24 protein-coding genes are annotated in these 25,862 nt (G+C 47.3%); 4 read left to right on the top strand and 20 right to left on the bottom strand.

Annotated features, from left to right (window positions below; all coding sequences use genetic code 11):
* Positions 1–27: 27 nt before the first annotated feature.
* From MKY62_RS05035 to MKY62_RS05015, 5 genes are all read right to left on the bottom strand, one after another.
* Positions 28–1,656, bottom strand: a complete 1,629-nt coding sequence (locus tag MKY62_RS05035) for a pyridoxal-dependent decarboxylase (RefSeq protein WP_016886173.1) — start codon at positions 1,654–1,656, stop codon at positions 28–30.
* Positions 1,657–1,677: 21 nt separating this feature from the next.
* Complete coding sequence (locus tag MKY62_RS05030) at positions 1,678–3,036, bottom strand: sodium-dependent transporter (RefSeq protein ID WP_011197688.1); 1,359 nt, start codon at positions 3,034–3,036, stop codon at positions 1,678–1,680.
* Positions 3,037–3,174: 138 nt separating this feature from the next.
* Positions 3,175–4,044 (bottom strand): SDR family oxidoreductase, encoded by an 870-nt coding sequence (locus tag MKY62_RS05025; protein WP_009328981.1) that lies wholly within the window; start codon positions 4,042–4,044, stop codon positions 3,175–3,177.
* 78 nt (positions 4,045–4,122) lie between these two features.
* Positions 4,123–5,187, bottom strand: a complete 1,065-nt coding sequence (locus tag MKY62_RS05020; protein ID WP_003180115.1) for a PQQ-dependent sugar dehydrogenase — start codon at positions 5,185–5,187, stop codon at positions 4,123–4,125.
* Positions 5,188–5,309: 122 nt separating this feature from the next.
* The gene (locus MKY62_RS05015; protein WP_003180113.1) at positions 5,310–6,401 is read right to left on the bottom strand and encodes a citrate synthase/methylcitrate synthase; all 1,092 of its coding nucleotides are present in this window, start codon (positions 6,399–6,401) and stop codon (positions 5,310–5,312) included.
* Positions 6,402–6,511: 110 nt separating this feature from the next.
* Between MKY62_RS05015 and MKY62_RS05010 the strand changes: the two genes are divergently transcribed.
* A complete protein-coding gene (locus MKY62_RS05010) occupies positions 6,512–7,390 on the top strand; it encodes a LysR family transcriptional regulator (RefSeq protein ID WP_003180112.1) in 879 nt (292 codons plus the stop codon).
* Between the two features lie 47 nt (positions 7,391–7,437).
* Here MKY62_RS05010 and MKY62_RS05005 read toward each other — a convergent pair whose 3' ends face one another.
* The 3 genes from MKY62_RS05005 to hmpA form a co-directional block, all read right to left on the bottom strand.
* On the bottom strand, positions 7,438–8,271 hold the full coding sequence (locus MKY62_RS05005) for a C40 family peptidase (protein WP_003180111.1): 834 nt from the start codon (positions 8,269–8,271) through the stop codon (positions 7,438–7,440).
* 414 nt (positions 8,272–8,685) lie between these two features.
* Positions 8,686–10,095 carry a SpoVR family protein gene (locus MKY62_RS05000; protein WP_003180109.1) on the bottom strand — a complete coding sequence of 470 codons (1,410 nt, stop codon included), beginning with the start codon at positions 10,093–10,095 and terminating at the stop codon, positions 8,686–8,688.
* Positions 10,096–10,399: 304 nt separating this feature from the next.
* Positions 10,400–11,614 (bottom strand): NO-inducible flavohemoprotein, encoded by a 1,215-nt coding sequence (hmpA, locus tag MKY62_RS04995; RefSeq protein WP_003180106.1) that lies wholly within the window; start codon positions 11,612–11,614, stop codon positions 10,400–10,402.
* A gap of 257 nt (positions 11,615–11,871) precedes the next feature.
* Between hmpA and nsrR the strand changes: the two genes are divergently transcribed.
* Positions 11,872–12,303: a nitric oxide-sensing transcriptional repressor NsrR gene (gene nsrR, locus MKY62_RS04990; protein WP_003180105.1), complete on the top strand. Its 432-nt coding sequence runs from the start codon at positions 11,872–11,874 to the stop codon at positions 12,301–12,303.
* Positions 12,304–12,333: 30 nt separating this feature from the next.
* Here nsrR and MKY62_RS04985 read toward each other — a convergent pair whose 3' ends face one another.
* A complete protein-coding gene (locus MKY62_RS04985; RefSeq protein WP_011197686.1) occupies positions 12,334–12,654 on the bottom strand; it encodes a YqzG/YhdC family protein in 321 nt (106 codons plus the stop codon).
* A 202-nt stretch (positions 12,655–12,856) separates the two neighbouring features.
* Here MKY62_RS04985 and MKY62_RS04980 point away from each other — a divergent pair, with 202 nt between their 5' ends.
* Complete coding sequence (locus MKY62_RS04980) at positions 12,857–13,105, top strand: YhdB family protein (protein ID WP_003180102.1); 249 nt, start codon at positions 12,857–12,859, stop codon at positions 13,103–13,105.
* 29 nt (positions 13,106–13,134) lie between these two features.
* Here the strand turns inward: MKY62_RS04980 and MKY62_RS04975 are convergent, their stop codons facing one another.
* The 10 genes from MKY62_RS04975 to MKY62_RS04930 form a co-directional block, all read right to left on the bottom strand.
* On the bottom strand, positions 13,135–13,653 hold the full coding sequence (locus tag MKY62_RS04975; RefSeq protein WP_003180101.1) for an NADPH-dependent FMN reductase: 519 nt from the start codon (positions 13,651–13,653) through the stop codon (positions 13,135–13,137).
* A 4-nt stretch (positions 13,654–13,657) separates the two neighbouring features.
* Entirely contained in the window at positions 13,658–14,311 is a 654-nt protein-coding gene (locus MKY62_RS04970) for a response regulator transcription factor (RefSeq protein ID WP_003180099.1), read from the bottom strand.
* On the bottom strand, positions 14,299–15,447 hold the full coding sequence (locus MKY62_RS04965; protein WP_003180097.1) for a GAF domain-containing sensor histidine kinase: 1,149 nt from the start codon (positions 15,445–15,447) through the stop codon (positions 14,299–14,301). Before MKY62_RS04965 ends, MKY62_RS04970 begins: the two co-directional genes overlap by 13 nt.
* Before the next feature lie 119 nt (positions 15,448–15,566).
* A complete protein-coding gene (locus tag MKY62_RS04960; protein ID WP_003180095.1) occupies positions 15,567–15,764 on the bottom strand; it encodes a helix-turn-helix transcriptional regulator in 198 nt (65 codons plus the stop codon).
* A gap of 21 nt (positions 15,765–15,785) precedes the next feature.
* Positions 15,786–16,244, bottom strand: coding sequence for a DUF6773 family protein (locus MKY62_RS04955; RefSeq protein ID WP_003180094.1), 459 nt, complete (start codon positions 16,242–16,244; stop codon positions 15,786–15,788).
* A gap of 121 nt (positions 16,245–16,365) precedes the next feature.
* Positions 16,366–18,114 (bottom strand): phospho-sugar mutase, encoded by a 1,749-nt coding sequence (locus MKY62_RS04950; protein ID WP_003180092.1) that lies wholly within the window; start codon positions 18,112–18,114, stop codon positions 16,366–16,368.
* Positions 18,115–18,298: 184 nt separating this feature from the next.
* Positions 18,299–19,966 (bottom strand): glycerol-3-phosphate dehydrogenase, encoded by a 1,668-nt coding sequence (glpD, locus tag MKY62_RS04945; protein WP_009328987.1) that lies wholly within the window; start codon positions 19,964–19,966, stop codon positions 18,299–18,301.
* Between the two features lie 146 nt (positions 19,967–20,112).
* Positions 20,113–21,603 (bottom strand): glycerol kinase GlpK, encoded by a 1,491-nt coding sequence (gene glpK, locus MKY62_RS04940; protein ID WP_003180088.1) that lies wholly within the window; start codon positions 21,601–21,603, stop codon positions 20,113–20,115.
* A 42-nt stretch (positions 21,604–21,645) separates the two neighbouring features.
* Complete coding sequence (locus tag MKY62_RS04935) at positions 21,646–22,461, bottom strand: MIP/aquaporin family protein (protein WP_003180086.1); 816 nt, start codon at positions 22,459–22,461, stop codon at positions 21,646–21,648.
* A gap of 229 nt (positions 22,462–22,690) precedes the next feature.
* Positions 22,691–23,248, bottom strand: a complete 558-nt coding sequence (locus MKY62_RS04930) for a glycerol-3-phosphate responsive antiterminator (RefSeq protein WP_003180084.1) — start codon at positions 23,246–23,248, stop codon at positions 22,691–22,693.
* 176 nt (positions 23,249–23,424) lie between these two features.
* Here MKY62_RS04930 and MKY62_RS04925 point away from each other — a divergent pair, with 176 nt between their 5' ends.
* Complete coding sequence (locus MKY62_RS04925; protein WP_003180082.1) at positions 23,425–24,417, top strand: zinc-binding dehydrogenase; 993 nt, start codon at positions 23,425–23,427, stop codon at positions 24,415–24,417.
* A 106-nt stretch (positions 24,418–24,523) separates the two neighbouring features.
* Here MKY62_RS04925 and MKY62_RS04920 read toward each other — a convergent pair whose 3' ends face one another.
* The gene (locus MKY62_RS04920; protein WP_003180080.1) at positions 24,524–25,435 is read right to left on the bottom strand and encodes an AEC family transporter; all 912 of its coding nucleotides are present in this window, start codon (positions 25,433–25,435) and stop codon (positions 24,524–24,526) included.
* Positions 25,436–25,862 lie beyond the last annotated feature (427 nt).

Genomic DNA, 25,862 nt, shown 5'->3' with positions numbered 1-25,862 from the left:
GGAGGTTCAAACCTCCTGTTCTTTATTTTATCCAGCCGCTACATCCGACGTTTCAACATGCGCTTTTAAAAAGGCGATATATTGATCAGTTGTATCAACCGTCGTGTAAGGCGAGACACTGTAGAATTTCTGGACATAAAGCGGCACTGGCAAACGGCTGTCAGCAGGATAAACGTATGTTTGCTTTTTCGTGCTGCCGAAATAGGTGTGACTGCGGTACCTTCCCAATGTTTCGGCGATTTTCTCATTGTATTTGTTAATATTCCGCACTTCTTCCTCCGTGATGGCGCCGCTGATTTCTTCGTGATAGCGGACATTTCCCGGATAGAAGCGGAATGTCGTCACAGGTGATACATCATTGGTGACGGCTGCATTCGGAAAAGCCTGCAGCAGTTTTTTTCGAAACGCCAGGTTAACCCTGATGTAATTGGCCAAGATCTCCTGGTAGCCTTCGATTCCAAATGCGAGCAGAGAAGCATAAATCGGTATGCTGCTTCCCATTCGCGAACACTCTAGCGTATAGCTCGTATGATAGCTGCCAAACCCTCTGTTGCCGACATAAGGCGTCTCATCCGGATCCAAATCAACAGCCTGCAATGCCTTGCGGTTTTTCACCAAGAAAAGGCTTGTGATATACGGCGTTTGTCCGAGTTTATGAAAATCAAAGACCAAGCTGTCCGCCAGGTGCAAATGCTGAAAATGTTGTTTGTAGCGGGCAAGCGTCTCAAGCACCTCATCTTCAATATGCAGCGGATTGCCGGAGAAATCGTATCCGTTAAAAAAGCTGTACATCCCGCCCATCGCCGTATCGGCATGAATATAAACAGGCGGCAAACCGTATGCGGCCTCTATTTCTTCAGTCACGTTCTTGATTCCGGCCAAATCATCGATGCCAAATGCGTCGGTTGTGCCAAGCGTTGCCAATACATAAATCGGATGTCCGCCTTTTTCAATCACGGCTTGCATTTTTTCCCGCAAATCGGCCAGATCCATCGAATGATCGTGATTCGTCTTGACCTTGATCAAATGGTCCGTCCCGATTCCGGAAGCTTCCATCGACTTATAAAGGCTGAAATGCGAAAGCTCTGAACAGAACGCGTACAGATGATGCGGCGTTCCTTGCTGATTCGCTTCAGGGTACGCGTTTGCGATCGCCAGCCTGAGCGACTGAAAAACGGCTCCCTGCCCGCCCCAGGTTGTAAAACCGCCGCTCTTGTGCCTGTCATAGCCGACAATATCAGAAAGCATCGCCGTGATCTGCACTTCCGTCCTGGCTGCAGCCGTGCCGTCGACATCCCATAAATTGTTTCCGTTTAAAAGAACCATTAAAAGATTCCCGGCGATGCTGGCGTTGTTCGGCAGAGGCGTCGCGTTGGCCACATAATGCCTGTTTAAAAAGCGGTGGCCGTCAAGCAATTTCAATAGCTCTTCAACGCTTTTTTCCGCCCCGAAGCCTTTTTCCGGCAAGACGGCCTCTTCAATGACGCTTTGATAGTAGTCAGATGAAACTTCAGACTCGCGGCCAAGCGTCAGCCGGCCGGAATCCTTCAGCCTGTCCATTCCGGCCAATACCGCTTCAAGCAATGCCAGCAGCTGATACCGCGCCTCGTGATTGCCATCCTCGCTCGGAAACATCTGTTGAAAGTCTAACACCATATTCACCCATCTCCTGATCTTTTAAAATGAAAACACTCCGATTAAATTTAAAAAAACAAGTACAATCGCAAGCGGAACAAGGAAACGAAGAAGATAAAACCACACGATAAAAAAGCCTTTCCCCGCTTTTGATCCGCTTTTCATCTCTTCATATAGATCGTGTTTGGACAATTTCAGCGGAATAAAAATGGAGATAAAGAGCGCGCCAAGCGGCATCAAAATATTGCTGACGACATAATCCGCCGCATCAAAAAACGTCTTCTTAAAAATGAACGGCTCATCAAGCATCCCGTAAGACAAGCAGGAAGGAATGCCGACGGCAAAAATCAAAAGGCCGATCGTCCACGTCCATTTTCCCCTTTTCGTTTGGTCGCCTTTTGTAATGGCCGCAACAATGATCTCGATCATCGAAAAAGCCGAAGTCAAGGCGGCGAATAAAAAGGCCGTCAAAAATCCGATAAAAAACAGCATCCCGAATGGAAGCCGGTCAAAAACTGCCGGCAGAACCGCAAATAATAAAGTCGGCCCCTGATCCGGCTGAAGGCCGAATGAAAAGACGGCCGGAAAAATCGCCAAGCCGGCAAGCAGCGTGACGGCAAGGTTCATGATCACGATCGACAGCGCCGACTTCGGAAGGTTTTGTGACTTTGACAAATAGGAGCTGTACGTCACCATCACAGATACGCCAAGCGTCAGTGTAAAGAAAGCTTGTCCGAGCGCAAAAAGAATCGCCTGCGGCGTCAGGCTGCCAAAATCGGGCACAAGCAGAAAACGCACGCCGTCGATCGCATGCTCAAGCGTCAGAGCCCTTAAAACGAGCGCAATAAATAAAATAAATAATAGCGGCATCATAATCGAACTGACGCGCTCGATTCCTTTTTGCACACCTTTCGCCACGACGAGGATCGTCATGATGATAAACGCAAGCTGCGCTGCCAGTGTCTGCAGCGGATCTTGGATGATCGAACCGAATAGCTCCCCGTATCCGGCCTGCGTGAGACCCGACAATGAACCGGTTACTGCTTTAATGATATAAAGCAAAATCCAGCCGCCGATCACGCTGTAAAACGACAGGACAAGGAAGCAGGCGGCGATTCCGATCCAGCCTGTGATCACCCAAGGCGTCCCTGGCGCTATTTTTTGATAGGTGCCGATAGCGTCCGATTGGCTTTTTCGGCCTAATACAAATTCCCCCAAAAGCAGGGGGTATCCCAGCAGTATCGTAAATAGGACAAACACAAGGAAAAATGCGCCTCCCCCGCTCGTTCCCGCCACATAGGGAAACTTCCAAATCGCTCCCAGACCGATGGCGGACCCCGCGGCGGCGAGAACAAATCCAAGTTTGGATGCCCACTTTGCTGTCATTCTGCGGTCGCTCATTCATACACATCCTTTCTCTTTCTGTTTCTATTATCTCTTACGGGGCAGCTTTTTTGAAAGTGGTCTTTCAAATTCTTATTTTTCCGAAAAAACAAACAGAAAAAAACCGGCTGCCTTACAATAAGCAGCCGGTTGGGATTATGTCGTCACATATCTTCCGCCGTTGATGTGGATCGTCTGTCCTGTCATATAAGAGGAGTCGTCTGAAGCGAGCAGAACATACACTGCAGCGTGTTCAGAAGGCTGTCCGGGCCTTCCCATCGGCGTATCTGTGCCGTGTTTTTCCGTTTTTTCCGGCGGAAAAGTAGCCGGAATAAGCGGCGTCCAAATGGGACCCGGCGCTACAGCGTTGACGCGTATTCCTTTTTTGACAAGGGATGCAGCCATCGAACGGGTAAACGCGACAATCGCGCCCTTTGTGCTCGAATAGTCAATCAGCGCCGGACTGCCTTCATACGCCGTGATCGATGCGGTATTGATGATCGCGCTGCCTTCCCCTAAATGCGGGAGCGCGGCTTTTGTCATATGGAACATGGAGAAAATATTCGTTCTAAACGTTCTTTCAAGCTGTTCGGTCGAAATATCTTCTATCCCTTTTTGCGGATGCTGTTCTGCAGCATTGTTCACGAGAATGTCAAGCCCGCCAAAGTGATTCACCGTTTTTTCGACAGATGATTTGCAATGCGCCTCATCACCGACATCTCCGGGAATCAAGAGGCATTCTGCTCCTTCCTGTTCGATTCGCTCTTTCGTTTCCTCGGCATCCTTGTGTTCATCCAAGTACATGACGGCAATGTCGGCACCTTCTTTGGCGTATGCAATGGCGGCCGCTCTGCCGATTCCGCTGTCTCCTCCGGTAATAATCGCTGTTTTTCCTTTTAATTTGCCGCTTCCTTTGTAGTCGCGGTCTTCCGAGAGCGGAAGGGGCACCATCTTGTGCTCAGCACCGGGTTGTTTTTCTTGTTTTTGCGCTTTCTGTCCATCTGTCTGTCTGTTTGCCGGATTCATTTGTCTCACCTCTTCACCATTGTTTAGTGCTCAGTTACCACGATTCCGGCATCCTTAAACGCAAACGGGCGAGACAGGTTACTTGTCAGGCAGAGGTACGCGGATGAGCCGATCGTCTGTCTGTTTTTTTTCGCCTCTTCCGTCGCCATTGTTCGTAATGAAATACAGATCATCGCCGATCACTTTCACATCTCTGATTCTGCCGTATCCGCCAAGCCACTTGACTACTTTGGCTTCCGCCGGATCGACCTGGAAAACACCCTCTCCCCGCAGCCCGGCCATATAGAGGACGTCCCCTTTCTGTGCTAAACCGGATGGCGCCCGCGTTTTTTCTCCCGAATGTATGAGCGGCGCCTTCATTCCCTGCTTCTCATCGCTTTCTTCAATCACCGGCCAGCCATAATTGGCTCCGGGTTCTATTTTATTTACTTCATCATGTCCAGACTGCCCGTGTTCGGAGCTGTAAAGCTGTCGGCCGATCCATGCGAGGCCTTGCGGATTCCGGTGCCCGAAACTGTATACATAAGACGAGCTAAAGGGCTGATCAGCCGGTATCGTACCATCAAGCTCCATCCTTAGAATCACACCCGCCATCTTTTCAGGCTGCTGGGCCCATTCCCTTTCCCCTGCATCGCCTGTCGTGATGTACAGCTTTTGATCGGGCCCGATCGCCATCCGGCCGCCGTTATGAATCGCGCCTCCAGGCAAATCGGCAAGCAGTTCATCCGTTTCTGTCCAAGTGAGGCGGTCAAGCGTCAATTTTACGATCCGGTTTTTCAGATGGCTCCCGTCTTTGTATGTATGATAAACGTACGCCTCCTGACTGTTTCTAAAATCCGGATGGAGTACAAATCCGAGCAGCCCGCCCTCCCCTTCTTGATGAACGGGCTTTTTCAGCTGAAGCTGCATGCGCTCCTTTTTGCCGTCAGCAATGGACACAATTCCCCCGTTTCTTTCCGTAATGTAAAAGGTCTCGCCAGTATGAGCGATCGTCCAAGGCACATCCAGGCGATCTGCGATGACTTCGGCGCCGCTTCCGCCTTCTTTCGCGCTTGTCGCTTCATATTCAGCATCAAAATCCCGGCCTTCCGTGCATGCACCTAGAAAAAACAGCATGATCAACATCAGGAATCCTTTTTTCATCGTCTCCCCCTTAAAGGACTTTCTTGATGAATACATTCAAGAGCACCGGCATGATTCCCTACTAAACATTCAAAAAATCCTATTAAAAAACACGCGCTTCGATGAGAAGGCGTGTGTCCGCATTACTGTGAGACCAATTCTCCGACATATTTAGCCGATGGCCTGAAAATCATGTTGTTGTCAGCCTGCTCAAGCACATGGGCGCACCAGCCGACCATTCTCGCTGCCGAAAAAGTAGGGGTGAACAATGCGGCATCAAAATCGATCGCCTTCATCACAGCGGCTGCGTAAAATTCGACATTCGTATAAAGCTTGCGGCCCGGCTTGTATTCTTCCAAAAGGCGGATCGCCGTATTTTCAACATGAAGAGCAAGGTCGATATCCCTGTCGCCCCCGGCAATTTCCTCGGCTTTCACCCTTAAAGCCTTCGCTCTCGGATCATGCGTTTTATAGACGCGGTGTCCAAATCCCATCAGTCTCTCGCCTTTTTCAAGCTTTTCTCTTATATAGCTTTCAGCGTGCTGTTTTTCCCCGATGCCTTCCAGCATATCCGTCACCGCAGACGGCGCTCCGCCGTGCAAAGGTCCTTTCATCGTGCCAAGTGCAGATGTGACGGCAGAAACAAGATCGGATTCCGTAGACACCGTAACCCTTGCCGAAAAGGTTGAAGCGTTCATGCCATGTTCCATCGCAAGAATCATGTACGTTTCAAGCGCTTTTTTCTGAGCTTCTGTCGGACGCTTTCCTTTCAGCATGTAAAAATAATTTTCCACAAAACCTAGCTCATCCAGCGGCTGAACAGGCTCTTCTCCATCAGCCAGCCTCTTTCTGAACGCGATAATTGACGGGACGGCCGCAATCAGCCTGAGGGCCTGCTCCATTGTCGGCTTGAACGCAAACGATATGTCCCCGAATGAAGAGACGGCCGTGCGCAGAACCGCCATATCGTCTAATTCGGCCGGAAGACTGCGGATCAATCGCTCGCATGCTTCTGGAAGCACACGAAATGAAGCGAGCAGCTCATTGAATCTGCTGAGTTCAGCTTCCGTCGGAAATGCCCCGTTGAGAATCAGGTAAGCGACTTCTTCAAATGTGGACGAAAGCGCCAGTTCATCAGCATTGTACCCTCTGTAGATCAGCTTTCCTTTTTCACCGTCAATGCGGCTGATGGCTGTTTCAACACAAGTAATCCCTTTTAACCCATGATAAACCATATCAATTCCTCCTTTTTCCTTTGTAAATATTATTATAGTTGATATAATATTTAAAAAATATTGAATTATATTGATGTCTTTGATTAATAAAATTAATCAGGAGGACTGCAATGGATTTTAAATGGCTTCATACCTTTGTCACTGCCGCAAAATACGAAAATTTCAGAAAGACGGCGGAAACCTTATTTATTTCTCAGCCGACCGTCACCGTCCAAATTAAACTGCTTGAAGAAGAACTCGGGTGCCAGCTGTTCACCCGCAAAGGAAGAAGCATTCATTTAACGAAAGAAGGACGGGCTTACCTTCCTTTTGCCCTTCGCCTGTTGGAAGACTATGAATCGAGCATGGCAGAGCTTCACAGAATCAGACAAGGCTACTCACAGACATTGAACTTAGCGGTTTCGCCGCTTATCGCCGATACGATTCTCCCATTTGTATTAAAAAAATACACAGCGCTGCATCCGAATTCGGAGATCAAAGTAAAGATCGCCGAATCAGCTGAAATCGCTCCCCTGATTTCAGCTGGCCATGCAGATATCGGACTAAGCTGCTTAAACGTGCAATCGTCAAACCTGAACTGCTATTCCATGTACAGCGATCCCGTGATTTTGGTTGCCCCTCATGACGGCCGCGCTGCAGAACAAGCGCCGCCGCTCGATGTCGAGGATTTGCTTGAAGAATATTTGCTGTTGACCCACAATCACCCTGAATACTGGGACGACCTCGTCAGGCAGCTGAGGATCAAGTTTCCGTTTGTCAGAACGATGCTCGTAAGCCAGACGCATATTACGAAACGATTTATTTCAGAAGGACTCGGTATATCATTTTTGCCGCTGTCGACTGTGCGCCGCGAGCTGATGGAAGGAAGATTAATAGAGGTGCCGTGCGATTTCATGAAGCTTCCCGTTGCAGGGGGATATGCGATTAGTCTGAAAGATAATGAGAAGGTCGAGCACTTTTTGGCGTTTTTAGCCGAGTTCCGTTTCTAAACGGAAAAAACCCGTTCATCATGATGAACGGGCTTGTCCCTGCAACATTAGAAGCGTTTTGCTCCAAGATAGCGGGGCTTCCAATAGCTGTTTGTCATATCGCTGATCGTTACGCCGTCAGAACCGGCATGAACGAATTGATTGTTTCCGATGTAAACCCCCATATGCGAAGGTCCCGGCTGATATGTCGTGAAGAATACGAAATCGCCTACTGCCGGGCTTGATACGCTCTTCATTGAATTCCAGTAACCGACTGTATTCGTTCTCGCTACATTTGTCTGTTTGTTGAGGATGTACCAGACAAACCCGCTGCAGTCAAATCCTGATGTAGATGTTCCGCCCCATTTATAAGGCGTTCCGATAAGGGCTTTTGCATCAGAAACAAGTTTTGACGTATTCAGCGTTGAAGATTTCTGCGCAGGTGCGCTTGTTTTGCTTGTCCCGCTTGATGCGGAAGGCTTGGTTGTTGATGCTGCTTTTACGCTTTTCGTCCCTTTGACTTTTAATACTTGTCCAATCCGGATTAAATCTGTTTTTAAACCGTTCAGAGTTTTCAGTTCGTTAACAGTCATGCCGTATGTCCGCGAAATTTTCCAAAGGCTGTCTCCTTTGACCACTTTATGCGTAGCTGATGAAACTTTCGACGCTTTTGCAGACGAAGAACTGCTTCCATTGATCGACAGCCTCTGTCCTATGTAAATGATATCGGATTTCAGCTTGTTTTCCTGTTTAATCTTGCTGACAGTTGTGCCATACTTCTTCGAAAAACCCCATAACGTGTCTCCTTTTTTCACCGTTATGGTTTGCGCGGAAGCGGCTCCCGCAAACAAAGTCGATCCTAAAACAACCGCTGATGCTGCTGTTATTACTTGTTTTTTCATGTTGTCCTCCCAATAGCAGAATATTTTATATTTTCAAAGGCGAAAATTAGCAGTTTCATTTTTTTGAGAACGGCTGCTTCAGCCCTTCCTCTGCTTCTATTATAAGGAGGGAATTCCATCAGGTATAGTCTTGACTTACTATGTCAAATTCCTTAATTATTCGTTTTCAAAAAAAGTTTTTAAGGGTAGATAATATTTCATTTACATTTCAAAGGTAACTTAAATACTACATTTTTACGCTTTCCGGCAGCTAAAATTACAATTTTAGAAATATCATTAAATACTTTATTTTACATTTTTATAATGAAGTCGTAAAACTGGGCAAACGTGCATTAATTTGGCATTTCTTTTGAAAGGACGGACGAGTTGAAATCGTTGCGCTTTAAAAGAAAAAAGGCTGCCAAAATGCAGCCTTTATAAATATCTGCGGTGGACAGCCTTTCCATCATAGGAAAACATGACGGGTTTATCTTCGAGCACGGTCTCGACATGCACGCTTCTTCCCCATAGCTGGTGGAGGTAAGGCAGAACTTTTTCAAGATACTTCAAATCGAGTTCGATCCCTTCATACCAATGCTTGATGTATAATTCATTGTTCTTTAAGTAATCTCCGTCCTCAACTGTCAAATAAGGAAATCCTCCGTTGACTCTCATGCTGACAAGCTGATCGCGCACAGCCTCCCAATCCTTGTCGACGATTTTATAATCCCTTCCCTGTTTTTGAAACAAGTAGAGGTCTTCCCGCATCACAAGATCCTTCGTTAAATAGTTCCTGATAAATGAAATGTCTGATTCGATCTCCCTGACTTCAAATATTTTTTCTCTCCCAGAGTTCGGCTCTACCCCCATCTTTTTCATGTCTTCTGTCGGGTTGTTGTAGCGCTCCTCTATGTCCTCAAATATTTTCAATCCGAGATAATAAGGATTGATTCCCGTTTTGGACGGCTGAACCACTCCCGCGTTCAGCTTGGCGAATTCGATCGCTTCACTTGATGTCAGATCAAGCTCACGGATGATTCGCTGATGCCAATAGGACGCCCAGCCTTCATTCATGATTTTCGTTTCAAGCTGCGGCCAGAAATACAGCATTTCCTCTCTCATCATCGTTAAAATATCGCGCTGCCAAGGCTCCAGCTCCCGCGAATGCTCTTCTATGAACAGCAGAATGTCTTTTTCCGGTTTCGGCGGAAACTTTTTTTTCGTCCTTTTCTTCTTCTCTTTCGATCCTTTATGATCCAGTTCCCAGAGGTCGTCATAAGGAGTGGCCGGCGCGCCGGTTTCTTCTTCCTCTTCATCATCTACGCTCCACGACAGCTTCGGCCTCACGAGCGAAGGGTCAATGTGTTCTTCAATCGCCAGCACCGCATCGAGAAATGCTTCGACTTCTTTTGAACCGTGTACCGTTTCATAATGTTTAATCCGCTCTGCTGTCGCCGACATGCTTTCAACCATATCGCGCTTCGTATTTTGAAAACGGCAGTTATTTTTAAAGAAATCACAATGAGCAAGGACGTGTGCGACAATCAGCTTATTTTGAATCAATGAATTGCTGTCCAGCAAAAACGCATAACACGGATCTGAATTAATGACAAGCTCATATATTTTGCTCAAGCCAAAGTCATAGTGAAGCTTCATTTTGTGAAATTGCTTTCCGAAACTCCAATGGCTGTATCTTGTCGGCATCCCGTATGCACCGAATGTATAAATAATTTCAGCAGGACAAATCTCATATCTCATCGGGTAAAAATCAAGGCCGAATCCTTCCGCGATTTCCGTAATTTCTTCAATCGCCCGCTGCAGCTCTTTTTGCTCCCGTATGCTCAATACTCAAATCCCCCCCGGTTGGACTTCTCTTTATTGTATGAGCCGGGTTTTGAAAAGATGAAAGGCAGCTGTCGGATTGACAGCTGCCTTAGATTGCTGACAAAATCCCAAAACAGCTCTTAGTTTTGGGATTTTGTCATCCTTCTTTCAGCGTGATTGAAAACCCTTGCAGTCTAGGAAGGCCGAGCATCGGAGCGGAGCGAATGTTGGAATTCGTGAGCACCGACGCGCAGGACTGACAACGTATGCGAGGGTTTGTCGACACGCTGAGGCAGCTGTCGGTTTGACAGCTGCCTTCTTGAGGTTAGTTCGCTATTTGCATATCAAGAGATGAAGCAAAGCTCTCATAGCGGATGTTTTCCATCGAAACGCCAAGGTTTTGCAATCCTTCAATCACGCTTTTCATAAATGAAAGCGGACCGCATACATAAAATTCGCCATTTGGATCTATCACGACCGATTTCAAAAGCTCTTCATTCACCCGGCCTTTTACAGTATGCTCTTCCGTCGCTTCAGCACCTCTGCTGTAGACGAACAGGAGACGGTTCGCCGGATTGGCGCCGAGCAGCTTCTCCGTTTCTTCCTTGAAAGCGTGATGCCGTTCAGTTTTCGCGGCATGCACGAATGTGATCTCGCGGCGGCTTTCTTTTTGAGCCAACGTTTGCACCATGCTCATGACAGGCGTGATGCCTGATCCGGCGCTAATGAAATAAACCGGACGATCCGTTCCTTCGGAAAGTGTGAAATCTCCGGCGGGAGCGCTCACTTCCAAGCTGCCGCCGATTTCCATGTTCTCATGCAGATAGCTTGATACCTTTCCCACCGGTTGGCCTTCCTCCGCTTCCAATTTGACTGAAATGCGGTAGTAGTCTTTATTCCAAGCATCTGACAAGCTGTACTGCCTTGTTAAGAAATATGGTTCGCCCGGAATTTTAATGCAGACAGATACGTACTGTCCGGGGCTGAAAGCGGGCAAAGCCGTTCCATCGGCGGGCTTCAAATAAAAGGAGGTTATCGTATCGGATTCGACTCGTTTATCCATGATGACAAACGGTTTAAACCCTTCCCAATTTCCATCCTGCTTTTTGTCTTCCTCATACATTTGTTTTTCGACTTCAATAAATACACGGGCGATCTCTTCATAGGCTTCTGCCCATGCCTGGAGAATGTCCTCTGTCGCAGCTTCGCCGAGCACGATTTCAATTGCTTCCAAAAGGTGCTGACCGACAATAGGATAGTGCTCTGGTTTCACATGCAAACTTTTGTGTTTATGTCCGATCTGCTTGACAACCGGCAGCAGGTCTTCGAGCCGGTCGATGTTTTCAGCCGCCTGCAGCACAGTAAAAGCCAAAGCTTTCGGCTGTCCGCCGGTTTGCTGTCGGGACATGTTGAAAATGTTTTTCAATTCAGGGTGGGCATCAAACATCCGCTTGTAAAAACAAGTGGTGATCTCTGTTCCCTTTTCTTTTAAAACAGGGGCGGTCGATTTGACAATTTGCATGGTTTTTTCAGATAGCATAACGCCTGCTCCTCTCCAGTCACTTTAAAAATGTATTTGAAATACATCTTTAAAGGTGCAATAAGATCTTTTTTAAATAGGACTGTTACTTTTGATTAAAGATGTATTTTAGATACATCTTTATACTAGACTTTTAATGGAATTAAAGCAATATTATCAATGAATGTTTTATATTTTTGTAACAATTTCCGCTCGACCCTCATAATCGAAGGCAAATGTGATAAGATAATGGAAACTTGTTTGATTGAGGTCATGCGATGAAATTAACAAATTATACGGATTACTCATTGAGGGTACTGATTTTTCTAGCAACCAAAAACTCAAACGAGCTTGTCAATATTAAAGACATCGCCGATTCTTATTCCATTTCAAAAAACCACCTTATGAAGGTGATTTACGAGCTTGGCAAGCTTGGCTACGTTGAAACGATCCGCGGCCGCAACGGCGGGATTCGTCTCGGAAAAGCGCCTGAACTGATTAATATCGGTGAAGTCATAAGACATACAGAAGATGATTTTAACCTTGTCGAGTGTTTTAACGGAGAAAAAAACCATTGTATACTTTCTCCGATCTGCGGATTAAAGCATGTTTTAAACAAAGCCCTTTCCGCCTATTTGGACGTATTGGACCAATACACTCTGCAAGATATTATCATGAATCAGGACCATATACGTAAATTATTGAGTTGACGAAGGAAACGGTTTCCTTCGTTTTTTTTGCTATAAGGGAAAAATATTGACATTGATGATCGCATTGGTCACCGGATGAAAATACACCTCGGCGTGCGCCGAAAATGATTTGCCTTCTTGATTGACGGTTACCCTGAAGACATCCTTTGTCTCTTCATCATTTACTTGTGTGCGCCCTAAATATTCATAATCCTCGAGCTTTGCGCCTTTGTATTTTTCTTCAAGCGCGCTCCAGGCGATTCTTTCCCACCGTTCAGGTGCATCGAAAACATCTGTTTGAAAGTGGCCTTTCGCCGGGAATGATAAAAGTGTTAATATGCAAAAAAAGTACGTGCAATATCGTTTTTTCATTTCTATTCGCTCCGCATGTATTGTACATACGTTAGCTTGACCGTAAACGGCGAATGTCATGCAGACATTTTTCGCGGTCTGCATATACCATCCTCATATTTCTAGGCCGCCAAACAAGGGAGACCAAGTTTTGCCCGGAGAAAAAAACACCCCGCCACATAAAATAAGCATGACTCCTCAGAAAGAAGGGAGAGTGGCGAAATTGAATTACGCTGATTATGACAAAGCTTTGTACTATACGCACCGGTCGCAGTGGGACAACCTGCTGATCCTGATGGTGCGGACAGAAGACGATTTATTATCAAAGCGGATCGAACATTTTTTGCACGCCTACAATTTTGAAAGAGATGACGCCATTGTCGAAAAAAGGCTTTATGATCTGCTGCAGTATATTGATCACGCCTCATTTTCCGGACATGAACACGAAAACGGCGTGCTTGTCTTTACGTAAAATAAAATAAGCCTGGCGCTCTGTCGGCGTCAGGCTTTTTGAAATTCGGCAAAGAGCAGAAGCTCTTCCATTACATTTTTAATATTGGCTTTGGCTGCTTCAGTAACCGTTTGGTGCTCCTCATCAATATGAATCGGATCGAGCACAAGCTGCTTTGTGATGACGTTCGCATAAACTCCGCGTGCGACAATGCGCATATTGGCGAGCGCGTTCATCCCGCCTTTGCCGCCCCCTGCACAAGCAAAAAGCGCCACCGGTTTGCCCGAGAACTGCTCATTGCTTAAAAAATCGAGTGCATTTTTCAAAGCGCCGCTCATACCGCTGTGGTATTCGGGAGATAATAAAACGACAGCGTCTGCTTCTTTGACCGAAGCTTTCAATTTTTGAACATTCTCCAGCGAGCTTTGCTCTTCGTCTCCGTTGAAAATCGGAAGGATGAACTCGCTTAGATCGATAAGCTCAGCCTGATAAGCGCGGGCGATATAGGAAGCGGCGATCCGCGTTCTGCCCTGTTTTCTCGCAGTTCCGCTAATTACGGTTATTTTCATTTGGTCATCCTCTCCCGTCATTTTGTTGTAGTCCGTGTTTTACTGCAAAAAGCGCGGCTTGCGTGCGATCGGATAAGCCAAGCTTTGAAAGCAGATTGGATACATGGGTTTTTACCGTTTTTTCGCTGATAAATAAAGATGCTGCAATTTCTTTATTGCTTTTCCCTTTCGTAATTTCCAATAAAACATCTTTTTCTCTATTTGTCAATTGATGTATTTTTTCTTTCTCATCCGCCTGTGACACATGGTGAAAGACGTGGGACATGATGTTCGGATCCAATGAGTATCTCCCGCCATAAACTGCGCGGATCGTCTCGACAAGTTCATCAGGCTCGGCGTCTTTCAGCTGATAGGCACAGGCTCCCGCCTGGATGGCGGGAATCACATAGCTCTCGTCCGCATAGCTTGTCAGCGCTATGACTTTGACAGACGGATATTCCTTTTTTATTCGCTTTGTCGCCTCAATGCCGTCCATATCAGGCATTGATAAATCCATTAATACGATGTCTGCCTCACGTTTTCGCAAGACATCGAGCGCCTCGATACCTGTCGAAGCCTCTCCGATAACATCAAAATCGCTTTTTGTTTTGAAGAAAAACAAGAGCCCTTTTCTGACAATATGATGATCATCGGCAATGATGATTTTCACCTTCTCCATCCTGCCTCCCCCTTCTCCTTCATAGGCAAAACCGCCCGGATTTTTGTCCCCTTACCGATTGCGGAGGTGATCAAAAGCGTGCCGCCCGCTTTTTCCGTCCGCTCCTTCATTCCTTTCAGCCCAAGCGTCGGAATGTCCACATTAGGATCGTACTGAAACCCTTTGCCGTCATCTTCGATTTCCAAGACGGCAGACGACTGGAATACATTGATTTTCACTTGTATGCGGCTTGCACCGGCATGCTTTTTGCAATTGTTGAGGGCTTCCTGGCTCAGCCGCCACATCAATTCCTCAACAGAAGGGGGCAGACGGAGCACATCGCTGAGCTTGAAGATTACTTGAAGGCCGAGCACTTCCGCATATTTTTCAAGAGCCGCCGCTAACCCTTCTTCCAGCCCCTGGGGCCTGAGCTGCCAAATTAACGCCCGCATCTCAAGAAGCGCTTCATGAGAAAGATTTTGCATAAACTCGAGCATTTCCCTGATTTCCGGCTGGTCTGTCATTTCCCCCGCCGCTTTAGCGGTCAAGCTGAGCGAAAAAAGCATTTGATTAACGGAATCATGCAAGTCCTGAGCCAATCTGTTTCTTTCGGTCAGCAGCAGGTGTTTTTGCTGTTGTTCAGCAAGCCTCATCCGTTTGATCGCCATCCCGATTTGCAGAGCAACAGCTTCGAGGAGCGCCAGTTCCCCGCGGCTGAAATGAATTTTGCCCGGTGCCGCAACGTTCAACAAACCGAACCGCTTCTTTTGGTCACTGAGCGGGACGGTTGCATGATGGGTGATGCCTTCCGGATCTCCTGTCTTCTGTTTCATGGCCGTCGTAATCCGCCGGCAGTGGATGATATTTTTCGCCCTGTCCAGCTTTTCGTCCCTGTATTGTTCAAGACAGTAGCAGCTTCCTTCGCATAGTAAACGGTTTTGCCGGTAAGAAAGGGCTTGAGGCAGGCGGGCCGAAGCAGCCAGTTCAAAGCTCCCCTTTTCATCGATCAGAAAAAGCCATGCCGTTTTGAGTCCCGTTAGGCGGAGCAGCTTCTTTAAAACGGCATGGAGCGTTTCCTTTAGATCGTTCCCTTCGTTTAAAGTTTCCGCTATTTCTTTGAGCGTTTTCAGTTTTTCAAACTGTGTGTCTTCCCGCAAAAGTTTCATCCCCTTAAACCGGAGTTTCTTTCATTATACCGATAGTTGATAAAAAAAAGCCCGCCCTCATGAGATGATCTTTTCTAAGACTTTTGACCGAGAAAGGGCAAAGCTCATCCTTAGGCTTTTTCTTCCCAAAACAAATCGTCAAGCGTTTTGTCTAATGCCTTTGCGATCGCGATGCAGAGCTGCAATGTCGGATTGTATTTATTTTTTTCGATCAGCCCGATCGTCTGCCTTGTCACATTGACCCGCTCGGCGAGCTGGGCTTGTGTCAAAGACTTTTCGATCCGGGCGAGTTTGACCCGGTTAACCATATGCTCACCTGCCGTTTTGATTTAATCATCTAATAGATCTTGATTTTTCCGAAAGGAATTGCGCAACGAGATAAAGTTGATCAGAAAATGAAGGAATGCAAACAACATCACCATACCAATAAAGTCAACCCAACTGCCGGGATGCTCTGGTATGCCGGTAAAGAGAAGCGTTAAAATAGCAAATATGAGGCCGGAAGCGAGGCTGAGGGCTGCGATTTCTTTTCTTTTTTTCCGATACGCCGATTGGCCTGCGATCTCCGGATATTCAAATCCCGACAAAAGATAGCGGAGCAAAATCCAGCCTGCATAGACCGCAAAACCGATGGCACTGATGATGTATTCGGATGCAGGTTTTCCTAAAATAAAGCCGCGGATGATCATATCCAAACATAAAATGGCAGCGACAATCGTACCGGCTTCGCTGAAAAATTGCGTCATTTTCTTTTCTATGTATTCATCCCCGATTTTGATCCATTTCATATCAGTCATTCTCTCCTTTCAATATGCAATTTATATATGACCTAATGTTAAATATATATTACATCATTCATCGTCTCTTCACAATAAAAAAACCCGCCATTTAAAGGAGGGTTTTCAGCGATTACGAATTTGAGGTCGCTTTTACAATATCGTCGATTTTTTTCATCACTTCGTCTGTCAATTGATTGAGAAGCGCTTCGCTTTCTTCATTGGTTCGGCCTTTGACCGCGAAATAAAATTTCACTTTAGGCTCTGTTCCTGATGGACGGAGGCAGAACCATGAGCCGTCTTCAAGGAAATATTTCAAAACATTGGATTTCGGAAGGTCGATCGTTTCCCTTTTGTTTTCCTTTAGCAGCGTCCGCTTCCCTGTCAAATAGTCTTCGGCGGATACGACATCTTTTCCGGCGATGGAAAGAGGCGGCTGTTCTCTGAATGTGCTGAGGATGGCTGCGATTTGCTCCGCTCCCTCTTTTCCTTTTAAGGTCAGGGACTTCAAGCCTTCTCTATAGAAGCCGAACGATTTATACAATTCGAGGAGCCCGTCATAAAGCGATTTTCCCTGCTTTTTATAGAAGGCGCATACTTCAACGGCAAGCAGTGCGGCCTGGACGGCATCCTTGTCCCTTGCGAAGTCGCCGATCAAGTAGCCGTAGCTTTCCTCATAACCGAATTGGAAAGCATATTCGCCCGATGCTTCAAATTGTTTGATTTTTTCTCCGATGAATTTAAAGCCGGTCAGCGTGTCGATCGTGTCCAGTCCGAAAGAAGCGGCGATGTCGCGCCCCATTTCGCTCGTCACAATCGTTTTCAGAACGACGCCGTTATCAGGCAGCATGCCTTTCTGCTGTTTTTGCGACAGCAGATAATGCAGGAGCAGCGCGCCGGTTTGATTTCCTGTCAGCACTACGTAGCGGCCTTCTTGATCCTTTACAGCGACGCCGAGCCGGTCTGCGTCTGGATCGGTTCCGATCAGAATGTCGGCTCCATTTTCTTCTCCTAGTCTGATCGCATATTCAAAAGCGGCGTGCTCTTCCGGATTCGGAGAAGATACGGTCGAAAAGTCAGGGTCAGGGAGCTCCTGTTCGGGGACGACTGTGACATGTTCATACCCGAGAGCTTTCAGGCCCCGTCTGACAGACTTGTTTGCCGTGCCGTGAAGCGGGGTGAAGATGACTTTGACTTCGGTCTCCTTTGCCAGATCAGGGTTGACAGAAATCGATGTCAGTTTATCGAGATACGCTTGATCGATTTCCTCGCCGATTATTTTAATCAGCCCTTTTTCGGTTAAAGCAGCTTCATCTCCGGCTTCGATTTCCAGTTCGTTTTCTATCGCATTGACATAGCCGGTGAGTTTGTCGGCATCAGCAGGCGGAAGCTGCGCGCCGTCCTCTCCGTACACTTTATAGCCGTTGTATTCAGGCGGGTTATGGCTCGCCGTGATGACAATACCTGCAAACGCATTCAGTTCTCTTACCGCAAAGGAAAGTTCAGGTGTCGGGCGCAGTTCGTCAAACACGTACGTTTGAACGCCGTTTTCTGCGAGCGTCTTAGCAGCTTCCATTGCAAATTCAGGCGATTTGTGGCGGGAATCGTACGCGATCACAACGCCGCGCTTTTTTGCTTCGCCGCCGTTCGCTCCTATGTATGCGGCAAGGCCCGCCGATGCTTTGCGAACCGTATAAACGTTCATGCGGTTCGGGCCCGGTCCGATCTCACCGCGCATACCGGCTGTACCAAACTCAAGTTTTTTATAAAAGCAATCCTCTAGTTCTTTTTCATTTCCTTCCGCTTCCAAAAGAAGCGCTTTTAATTCGGAATCTAAGTTTTCTTTGTTTCTCCAGCGTTCATAGCTCGTTCTCCAGCTCATGATTACCTCCAATGTTCTAGCTAAGTAATTGCAGCTTTTCTTTTATCATATCGACAAACCGCCGCTTTGTCCAAATTTAGCATGCCAAATGAAAAAAATGAGGCTGCCTGTTCAAGACAGCCTCACGCCGGGCCATTCGATTGATTATTAACGAAAATTCACCAAGGTTATTTGACCTAATAAATCATTTGCTTTCCAGCGGGACAACAGCATCGTGTAGTAGTCCTTCCAATGCCTTGACATGCCGGGCCTTCGTTTCGCCATCCCAGTTCAGCTTCTCGCTCATGTAGTCCGTAAGGCTCTCTTTGTAAGTGCGGACCCAATTGATGTCAAAGAACAGCGCACCGGTTCTGCGGACGAAGAAGTCTGCCGGGACGGCTGCCATTTCTTCCTCGATCCCGTAATCCATTTCTGCTAGTACATGGACAGGGATGCGGCGTTTTGCTGCTTCATCTTTCAGCGATGGAATACGATCAAACAGGCGGTCTGCGTTCGAACCGTATCGTGCGGCGATTTGTTTGGCCGTCTCTTCGGACAGTCCGGCCTCAATCCCTTCGGCTGCTTTCGCTTGAATAAAAGCCTCCAGATTTTTGGAGCCGCCGATATGGCCGCCTGAAATCGGCATCGTTTTTGTTCTGCAAGGCCCGAAGTCTCTGTCGCCCTCTTCTTTTAATCGGTCTCTGACAAGATCGACGATATGCTCAGCCATTTTTCTGTAGCCTGTCAGCTTTCCGCCGGCGATCGTGATCAGTCCGGATTCAGAAGTCCAGATCTCATCTTTTCGGGAAATCTCGGACGGGTCTTTTCCTTCTTCATGAATCAGCGGTCTGAGGCCAGCCCAGCTTGATTCGACATCTTCGGCTTTGATTCCAAGTTCAGGGAACATATAGTTGATTGCATTGATGACATAATCCCTGTCTGCTGTCGTCATTCGAGGGTGTTCCAAATTCTCGTTGTAGACGGTGTCTGTTGTGCCGACATATGCCTTTCCGTCTCTCGGAATGGCGAACACCATGCGGCCGTCAGGCGTATCAAAATAAACGGCTTGTTTTAAAGGAAAGACCGATTGATCAAAAACAAGATGCACGCCTTTTGTATGCTGAAGGTGTTTGCCTTCTTTTGAATGGTCTTTTTCCCGCAGACGGTCGACCCACGGCCCCGCGGCATTGACAATTTTTTTCGCGTAGACGCGGTACGTTTTTTTCGTGAAGACGTCTTCAATGACCACGCCGGTGACCTTGCCGTTTTCATATATAAAATCGCTTACTTTTGCATAATTGACGGCCTCGGCTCCGAATTTAACGGCTTCTTTCATGACTTCGATCGTCAATCTGGCATCATCCGTCCGGTATTCGACATAATAGCCGCCGCCCTTCAGGCCGTTCTTTTTCACGAGCGGCTCTTTTTGAAGCGTTTCTTCGGCAGTCAGCATGCTCCTCCGCTCAGCTTTTTTGACGCCTGCCAAAAAGTCGTACACCCTCAGTCCGATTGAAGTGCTGAATTTGCCGAAAGTCCCTCCCTTATGCATCGGAAGCAGCATCCATTCGGGCGTTGTAACGTGCGGCCCGTTTTCATAGACGATCGCCCGCTCTTTGCCGACCTCGGCTACCATTTTCACTTCAAATTGCTTTAAATAGCGAAGCCCGCCGTGTACAAGTTTCGTGGAACGGCTTGACGTTCCGGCTGCAAAGTCCTGCATTTCGCAAAGCGCCGTTTTCATTCCGCGCGATGCGGCATCCAATGCCGTCCCTGCCCCAGTAATACCTCCGCCGATAATAAACACGTCATACTTCTGCTTTGTCATATTCTGTAAAATGTCGTCCCGTTTACGGCTTGAAAATAATGATTCCATGTTTCATGTCCTCCCTTGTTGTCACGGTAAAAAATAGAAAAAGAGACCACAAACATCCAAAGCGCTGATACTGCTTTGGTGTCTGCGGTCTCTCCTCTTCTCCAACCGTTTCTATTAACTTAATTAGATTGTAACATACATGCAGCTTATTTAAAAGCCCTAGCTGCATTTACAGCTTTCTTCCACCCGTTGTACAGGCTCTCACGCTCTTTTTCTTCCATTTTCGGTTCAAAACGTTTGTCAAGCTGCCACTGGTCTTTGATCTCGGAACGATCGCTCCAGAAGCCGACAGCAAGGCCCGCTAAATAGGCTGAACCAAGCGCTGTTGTTTCATTGATTTCAGGACGTTCTACAGGGACATCTAAAATGTCGCCCTGAAAATCCATCAGGAAGTTGTTTTTGACAGCTCCGCCGTCGACTCTCAGCGTTTTAACCGGGATCCCGGAGTCTTCCTTCATTGCGTCCAGCACGTCTTTCGTTTGATAGGCAAGCGCTTCAAGCGTTGCTCTGATAAAATGCTCTTTCGTCGTACCCCGGGTCAGTCCGAATACAGCGCCGCGGACATCGCTGTCCCAATAAGGCGTGCCTAAACCTACAAATGCAGGGACCACATAAACACCATCGGCAGATTCTGCTCTTACAGCGTATTTTTCACTTTCTTTGGCGTCTTTAAACATTCTCAGCCCATCACGCAGCCATTGAATAGCGGAACCCGCGACGAAGACGCTGCCTTCCAGCGCATATTCCACCTTTCCGTCGATGCCCCAAGCGATTGTCGTCAGCAGGCCGTGCTCTGATTTAATCGCTTTCTCGCCGGTGTTCATCAGCATAAAGCAGCCTGTTCCATACGTGTTCTTAACCATTCCTTCTTCAAAGCAAGCCTGCCCGAACAATGCTGCCTGCTGGTCGCCGGCTGCACCTGCAATCGGAATGTTTTTGCCGAAGAAATGATAATCGACCGTTTCAGCGTATACATGCGATGAAGGCTTGACTTCCGGAAGCATCGATTTCGGCACGCCGAGAATATCGAGAAGTTCATCATCCCATTTTAGGTCATAGATGTTGAACATCAATGTTCTTGAGGCGTTTGAATAATCTGTCACATGCGCTTTTCCGCCGGACATTTTCCAGATCAGCCAAGAATCGATCGTACCGAAGAGAAGGTCGCCGTTTTCGGCTTTCTCCCTTGCCCCTTCCACATGATCCAGGATCCATTTCACTTTCGTGCCTGAAAAATAAGGATCGATTAAAAGCCCTGTTTTTTCTCTGATCGTCTCTTCATAGCCTTTCTCTTTTAATTCCTGGCATATCTCAGCCGATTGGCGGGACTGCCACACAATCGCGTTGTAGACCGGTTTGCCGGTATGTTTATCCCAAACCACGGTCGTTTCCCGCTGGTTTGTGATCCCGATTCCGGCAATTTGTCCGGCTTCGATCCCCGATTCTGAAAGCGCTGAAGCGATCACCGACAGAACAGAGCCCCAGATTTCGTTTGCATTGTGTTCAACCCAGCCAGGGTTTGGAAAATATTGCCGGAATTCCTTTTGCGCAATATGGACGATTTCGCCTGCTTTGTTGAAAACAATCGCCCTTGTGCTTGTGGTGCCTTGATCAAGAGACAAAATGTACTTTTCCATTTTGAAACTCCCCCTTATATGTCTGTTAAGATTGCGTTTTTTTTAAATGTTGACCGATTGATCAACTGCTTGTTTTTTCATATGAATATAGAAACCTAACAATATCACAACTAGTATAACGCTTACAATCCAAAATGTGTTTGTGATATGCCCTTTGAATACGGCGTTGTAAAAAACGCCTGCAAATGAACCGCCAAGCGCCGGTCCTAAAACAGGGATCCACGCGTACTTCCAGTTTGAACTCCCTTTGCCTGCAATCGGAAGGACAAAATGGGCAATTCTCGGCCCCAGATCGCGGGCAGGGTTAATCGCATAGCCTGTTGTTCCGCCGAGCGAGATACCGATCGCCACGATCAGAAATCCGACAACAAGAGGATTCAGTCCGTCAGTAAACTTGTTTGCACCGATCGTTAAAAGTCCGAGAACGAGAATAAAAGTCCCCAATGTTTCACTGAACAGGTTTGCAAATGTATTTGGAATCGCCGGACCTGTCGAAAATACTCCAAGCTTCGCGCCTTGATCCTCGGTTTCTTTCCAGTGCGGCAAGTAGTGAAGAAAAACGAGCACCGCTCCTAAAAATGCGCCGATCATCTGTCCCAAAATATATGAAGGCACTTCTTCCCAAGGAAAATCTCCGACAAATGCCAGCCCCAATGTAACGGCCGGATTTAAATGCGCTCCGCTGATGCCGCCGACGGCATATACCGCCATGGCCACGCCAAGCCCCCAGCCGAAGACGATCACAATCCATCCGGATTGATGGGACAGCGATTTTTTCAAATTAACTCCTGCACAAACTCCAGCTCCAAAGACGATGAGCAGCATCGTTCCGATAACTTCCCCCCAAAATGCTGTCAAGGCTATCCCTCCTAAAATCTATTATGAAGTATTATTCTAATAGATGAACGCCATAAGTTCACCTTCTCCACTGTGTCTAAAAGACCATAAAAAAACACAGCAAACTTTCTTTACATCATACTGAGTAAAGAACTGCTGTGGTCTCCGGGTCTCCGTCACAATGTATTAACTTAGTAAGATCGTATCGTATAGTGAAAGCGTTGTCAATAATTTTTCACATTTTAAATTTTTAGTTCCAGTATTTTTTCCATAAATCAGTGTCTGAGGTGGTGACTGCGGACGCCCCTGCTGCAAGCGCCTGCTCGACGTCTTTTTCGGTACGGATAAACCCGCCCGCAAAGATCGGAATGCCGGTTATTTCTTTGACTTCCCTGATCAATTCCGGCACTACTCCGGGAAGCACTTCTATATAGTCGGGTCTGTGCTTTTTCACCAATTCAATGCTCTTCTTCATGGCGCTTGTGTCTATTAAAAACATGCGCTGGATCGCATACACTTTCTTCTGCTTTGCTTTGGCGATAACGCTTGATCTCGTAGAAAGAATGCCCGCCGGTTTCATTTCCTGGCAAATGAATTCCGCACCGTATTCATCATGCTTAATTCCTTGGATCAGATCGACGTGAACAAACATTTTTTTCCCATGGGATCTTGCCGCGCTGATCACGCCTCCCAGCTGTCCAAGATGGATGTCAAGCAGCACCCCGTATGAAAAAGGGCTGTCCAGGAATGTATCGAACTGCTTCATATTGCGTACCGCAGGTAAAATATTTTGATCGTGAAAACTCATGTTCCATCTCCTTCACTTGCTAGCTTGCTTCTGTATTACACTAATGGAATTTCCGCCTCATTGCAATCCTTTATAAAACAGAAGGCCTCTAAGCGGCCCCGGGCAAATCATTTTACATTTACCTTCATTCATGTCCATAATTTAACACAACCAACTCGAATGGGGGGAATTTTTTTATGAAAGCGATCATCCATGAAGGAATCAAGGGCCTTTCAGGGCTGAAATATACAGACGTTTCCGACAAAACGCCCGGCCCCGGTGAAGTCAAAATCAGGCTGAAAGCAGCCGGGCTGAACCACCGCGACTTGTTCCTTTTTCAGTCCAGAAAGGCAGGCGATGCCCCGTTTATTCCCGGATCCGACGGAGCAGGTATGATCGAAGAGACAGGTGAAGGCGTTCGGGACCTCGCCGTTCATACAGAGGTGATCATCAATCCGAGCATCGGCTGGGAATATACGGATTCCGTTCCGCAAGTGCCGGACATTCTCGGCGGCCCCTCTGACGGGACTTTCGCAGAGCATGTCATCGTCCCGGCGAAGCACGTGTTGAAAAAGCCGGCGCACCTTTCCTGGGAGGAAGCAGGCGTCCTGCCTTTATCCGCTCTGACCGCTTACAGGGCTTTATTTACGAAAGGACATTTAGAAAAAGGCGAACACATTCTCATACCGGGAGCCGGCGGAGGCGTCGCCACAAATGCGCTGCTCATGGCAAAGGCCGCGGGCGCGCGGGTGATTGTAACCTCCCGAAGCGAAGAAAAAAGAAAAGAAGCGCTCCGCTATGGGGCGGACTTCGCAATTGACAGCCGCGGCCTGTGGAAGGAAAGCTTGGATGGGGAACGGGTCGATTTAATTCTCGACAGCATCGGTCCCGCCACTTTTGCAAATTATTTCGATGTCATTAAACCGAACGGAAGGATCGTCATTTTCGGTGCCAGCTCTGGAGAAAGTATCCAGCTTCCGCTGCGCTCGCTCTTTTTCCCGCAGATCAGCATCATCGGCACTTCGATGGGCAGCCTCGAAGAATTTCGGCAAATGATTGATTTTATCGAACGCCATTCCCTTAAGCCGGTGATCGATCAAGTATTTCCTTTATCAGAAGCGGTTCCGGCCTTTAAACGGATGAAAGACGGGGAGCAGTTTGGAAATATCGCATTGCAAATAGACGGGTAAACTCAGGAAACGGCGGCTTCCCTTGTCATCAGCCGCCGTTTTTTAAGCGGTGCAAGCTTCCCTTTGTTATCGCCAGAAAAAAGGCCGCCTGAAAGAAAAATTCAGGTCAGCCCCATAATGAAAGCAGCCACAGCACCACCGGAAGGGTGGCGATGCTGAGCATTGTACTGATAAAAGTCGCGCTTGAAACGATTTCCGGCTTTGTTTCAAACTGTACGGCCATCAAAGTCGTGTTCGCCGCCGTCGGCATGGCCGCCGCCAACACCATGATCTGTTTGACCAGCCCGTCGACCGGAAGAATCAGCGCAAACCCCAGGGCAATGAGCGGAGACACGAATAATTTCAGCAAAAGCGAGTAAGAAATTTTCCGGTATTCGATATGTTGAAAGGAAATCACCGCAAGCTGCATGCCGAGAATAATCATAATCGTCGGAATCGCGGCATCTCCCACCAATTTAATTCCTGTCATTAACTGTTCGGGAATCGAAATATGCCCCAGCTGAAAGCATATGCCGAGCAGCGCACCGTATGCGACCGGCATCCGGATAACCCTCGTCATCACGATTTTAAATCCGCCCGCTTCTGGGCTTCCTTTCGCTGCGTAATACATGCCAATCGTGCTCATGACAAGCTGCTGAAGAACCATCAGCACAACGGCGATATCAAGCCCGGCCGTGCCGTAGACAAGCAGGACGACGGGAGTTCCGTAGTTTCCGTTATTCATGAAAGCGGATGATAAAACGAGAGCGCACCGCTCCTGATTGGAATATCCGTGAACATATGAAATGAGGTAGACAAATAGAATCAAAGTTAAACAGAGGCCGAGACAATAGACAGACATATAAATATAATCCATCGTCAGCTTGTTCTCATAAAACGTATCAAACGCTAAAAACGGAGACATTAAATACAGGGACATTTTCGATAGGTTCTGAATATCAAAATGAAGCAGCTTTTGTCCGATGAACCCGATCGCAAATATCCCGAAAACCGGCAGTAAAACAAACAGAAACTCCATGATGCACCTTCTTTTTATGTATAACCGTTCTCATTAATACTATCAATCATATAGAAAAACCCGTTTGTTTTCAACGGTGTTTCTCTAGGTATTCATCGGATTTTAAATACAGTAAGAGCTCCCACATACCTAACTCCGCTTGGCTAGGTAAATGCAATCTACTTCATGTTCTGGCATGCGGCTGTGAGGAGCAATTTGGTGATCCAACCGGTCAAGACAGGGCACAGAAATCATGGGCATTTCCAGGCGGGACATAGGCATCGGCGAATGTCCATATCCGTTGTTCGGTGGTCTAAGTAAAAACCCCTCCACTTTCCGGATCAGTCGTACTGTAGCTGATCTCGGTTCGAATTCTTACGGATTTTTAAACCGTTTGTTAATCATCATATCGCTCAGCCCCTCTCAAATCCGCTTCAACCGAAGCTGC

Source organism: Bacillus sp. FSL R7-0646 (genome assembly GCF_037969865.1).
GTDB classification, from domain to species: domain Bacteria; phylum Bacillota; class Bacilli; order Bacillales; family Bacillaceae; genus Bacillus; species Bacillus licheniformis.
This window is presented reverse-complemented; position numbering and strand designations above follow the sequence as displayed.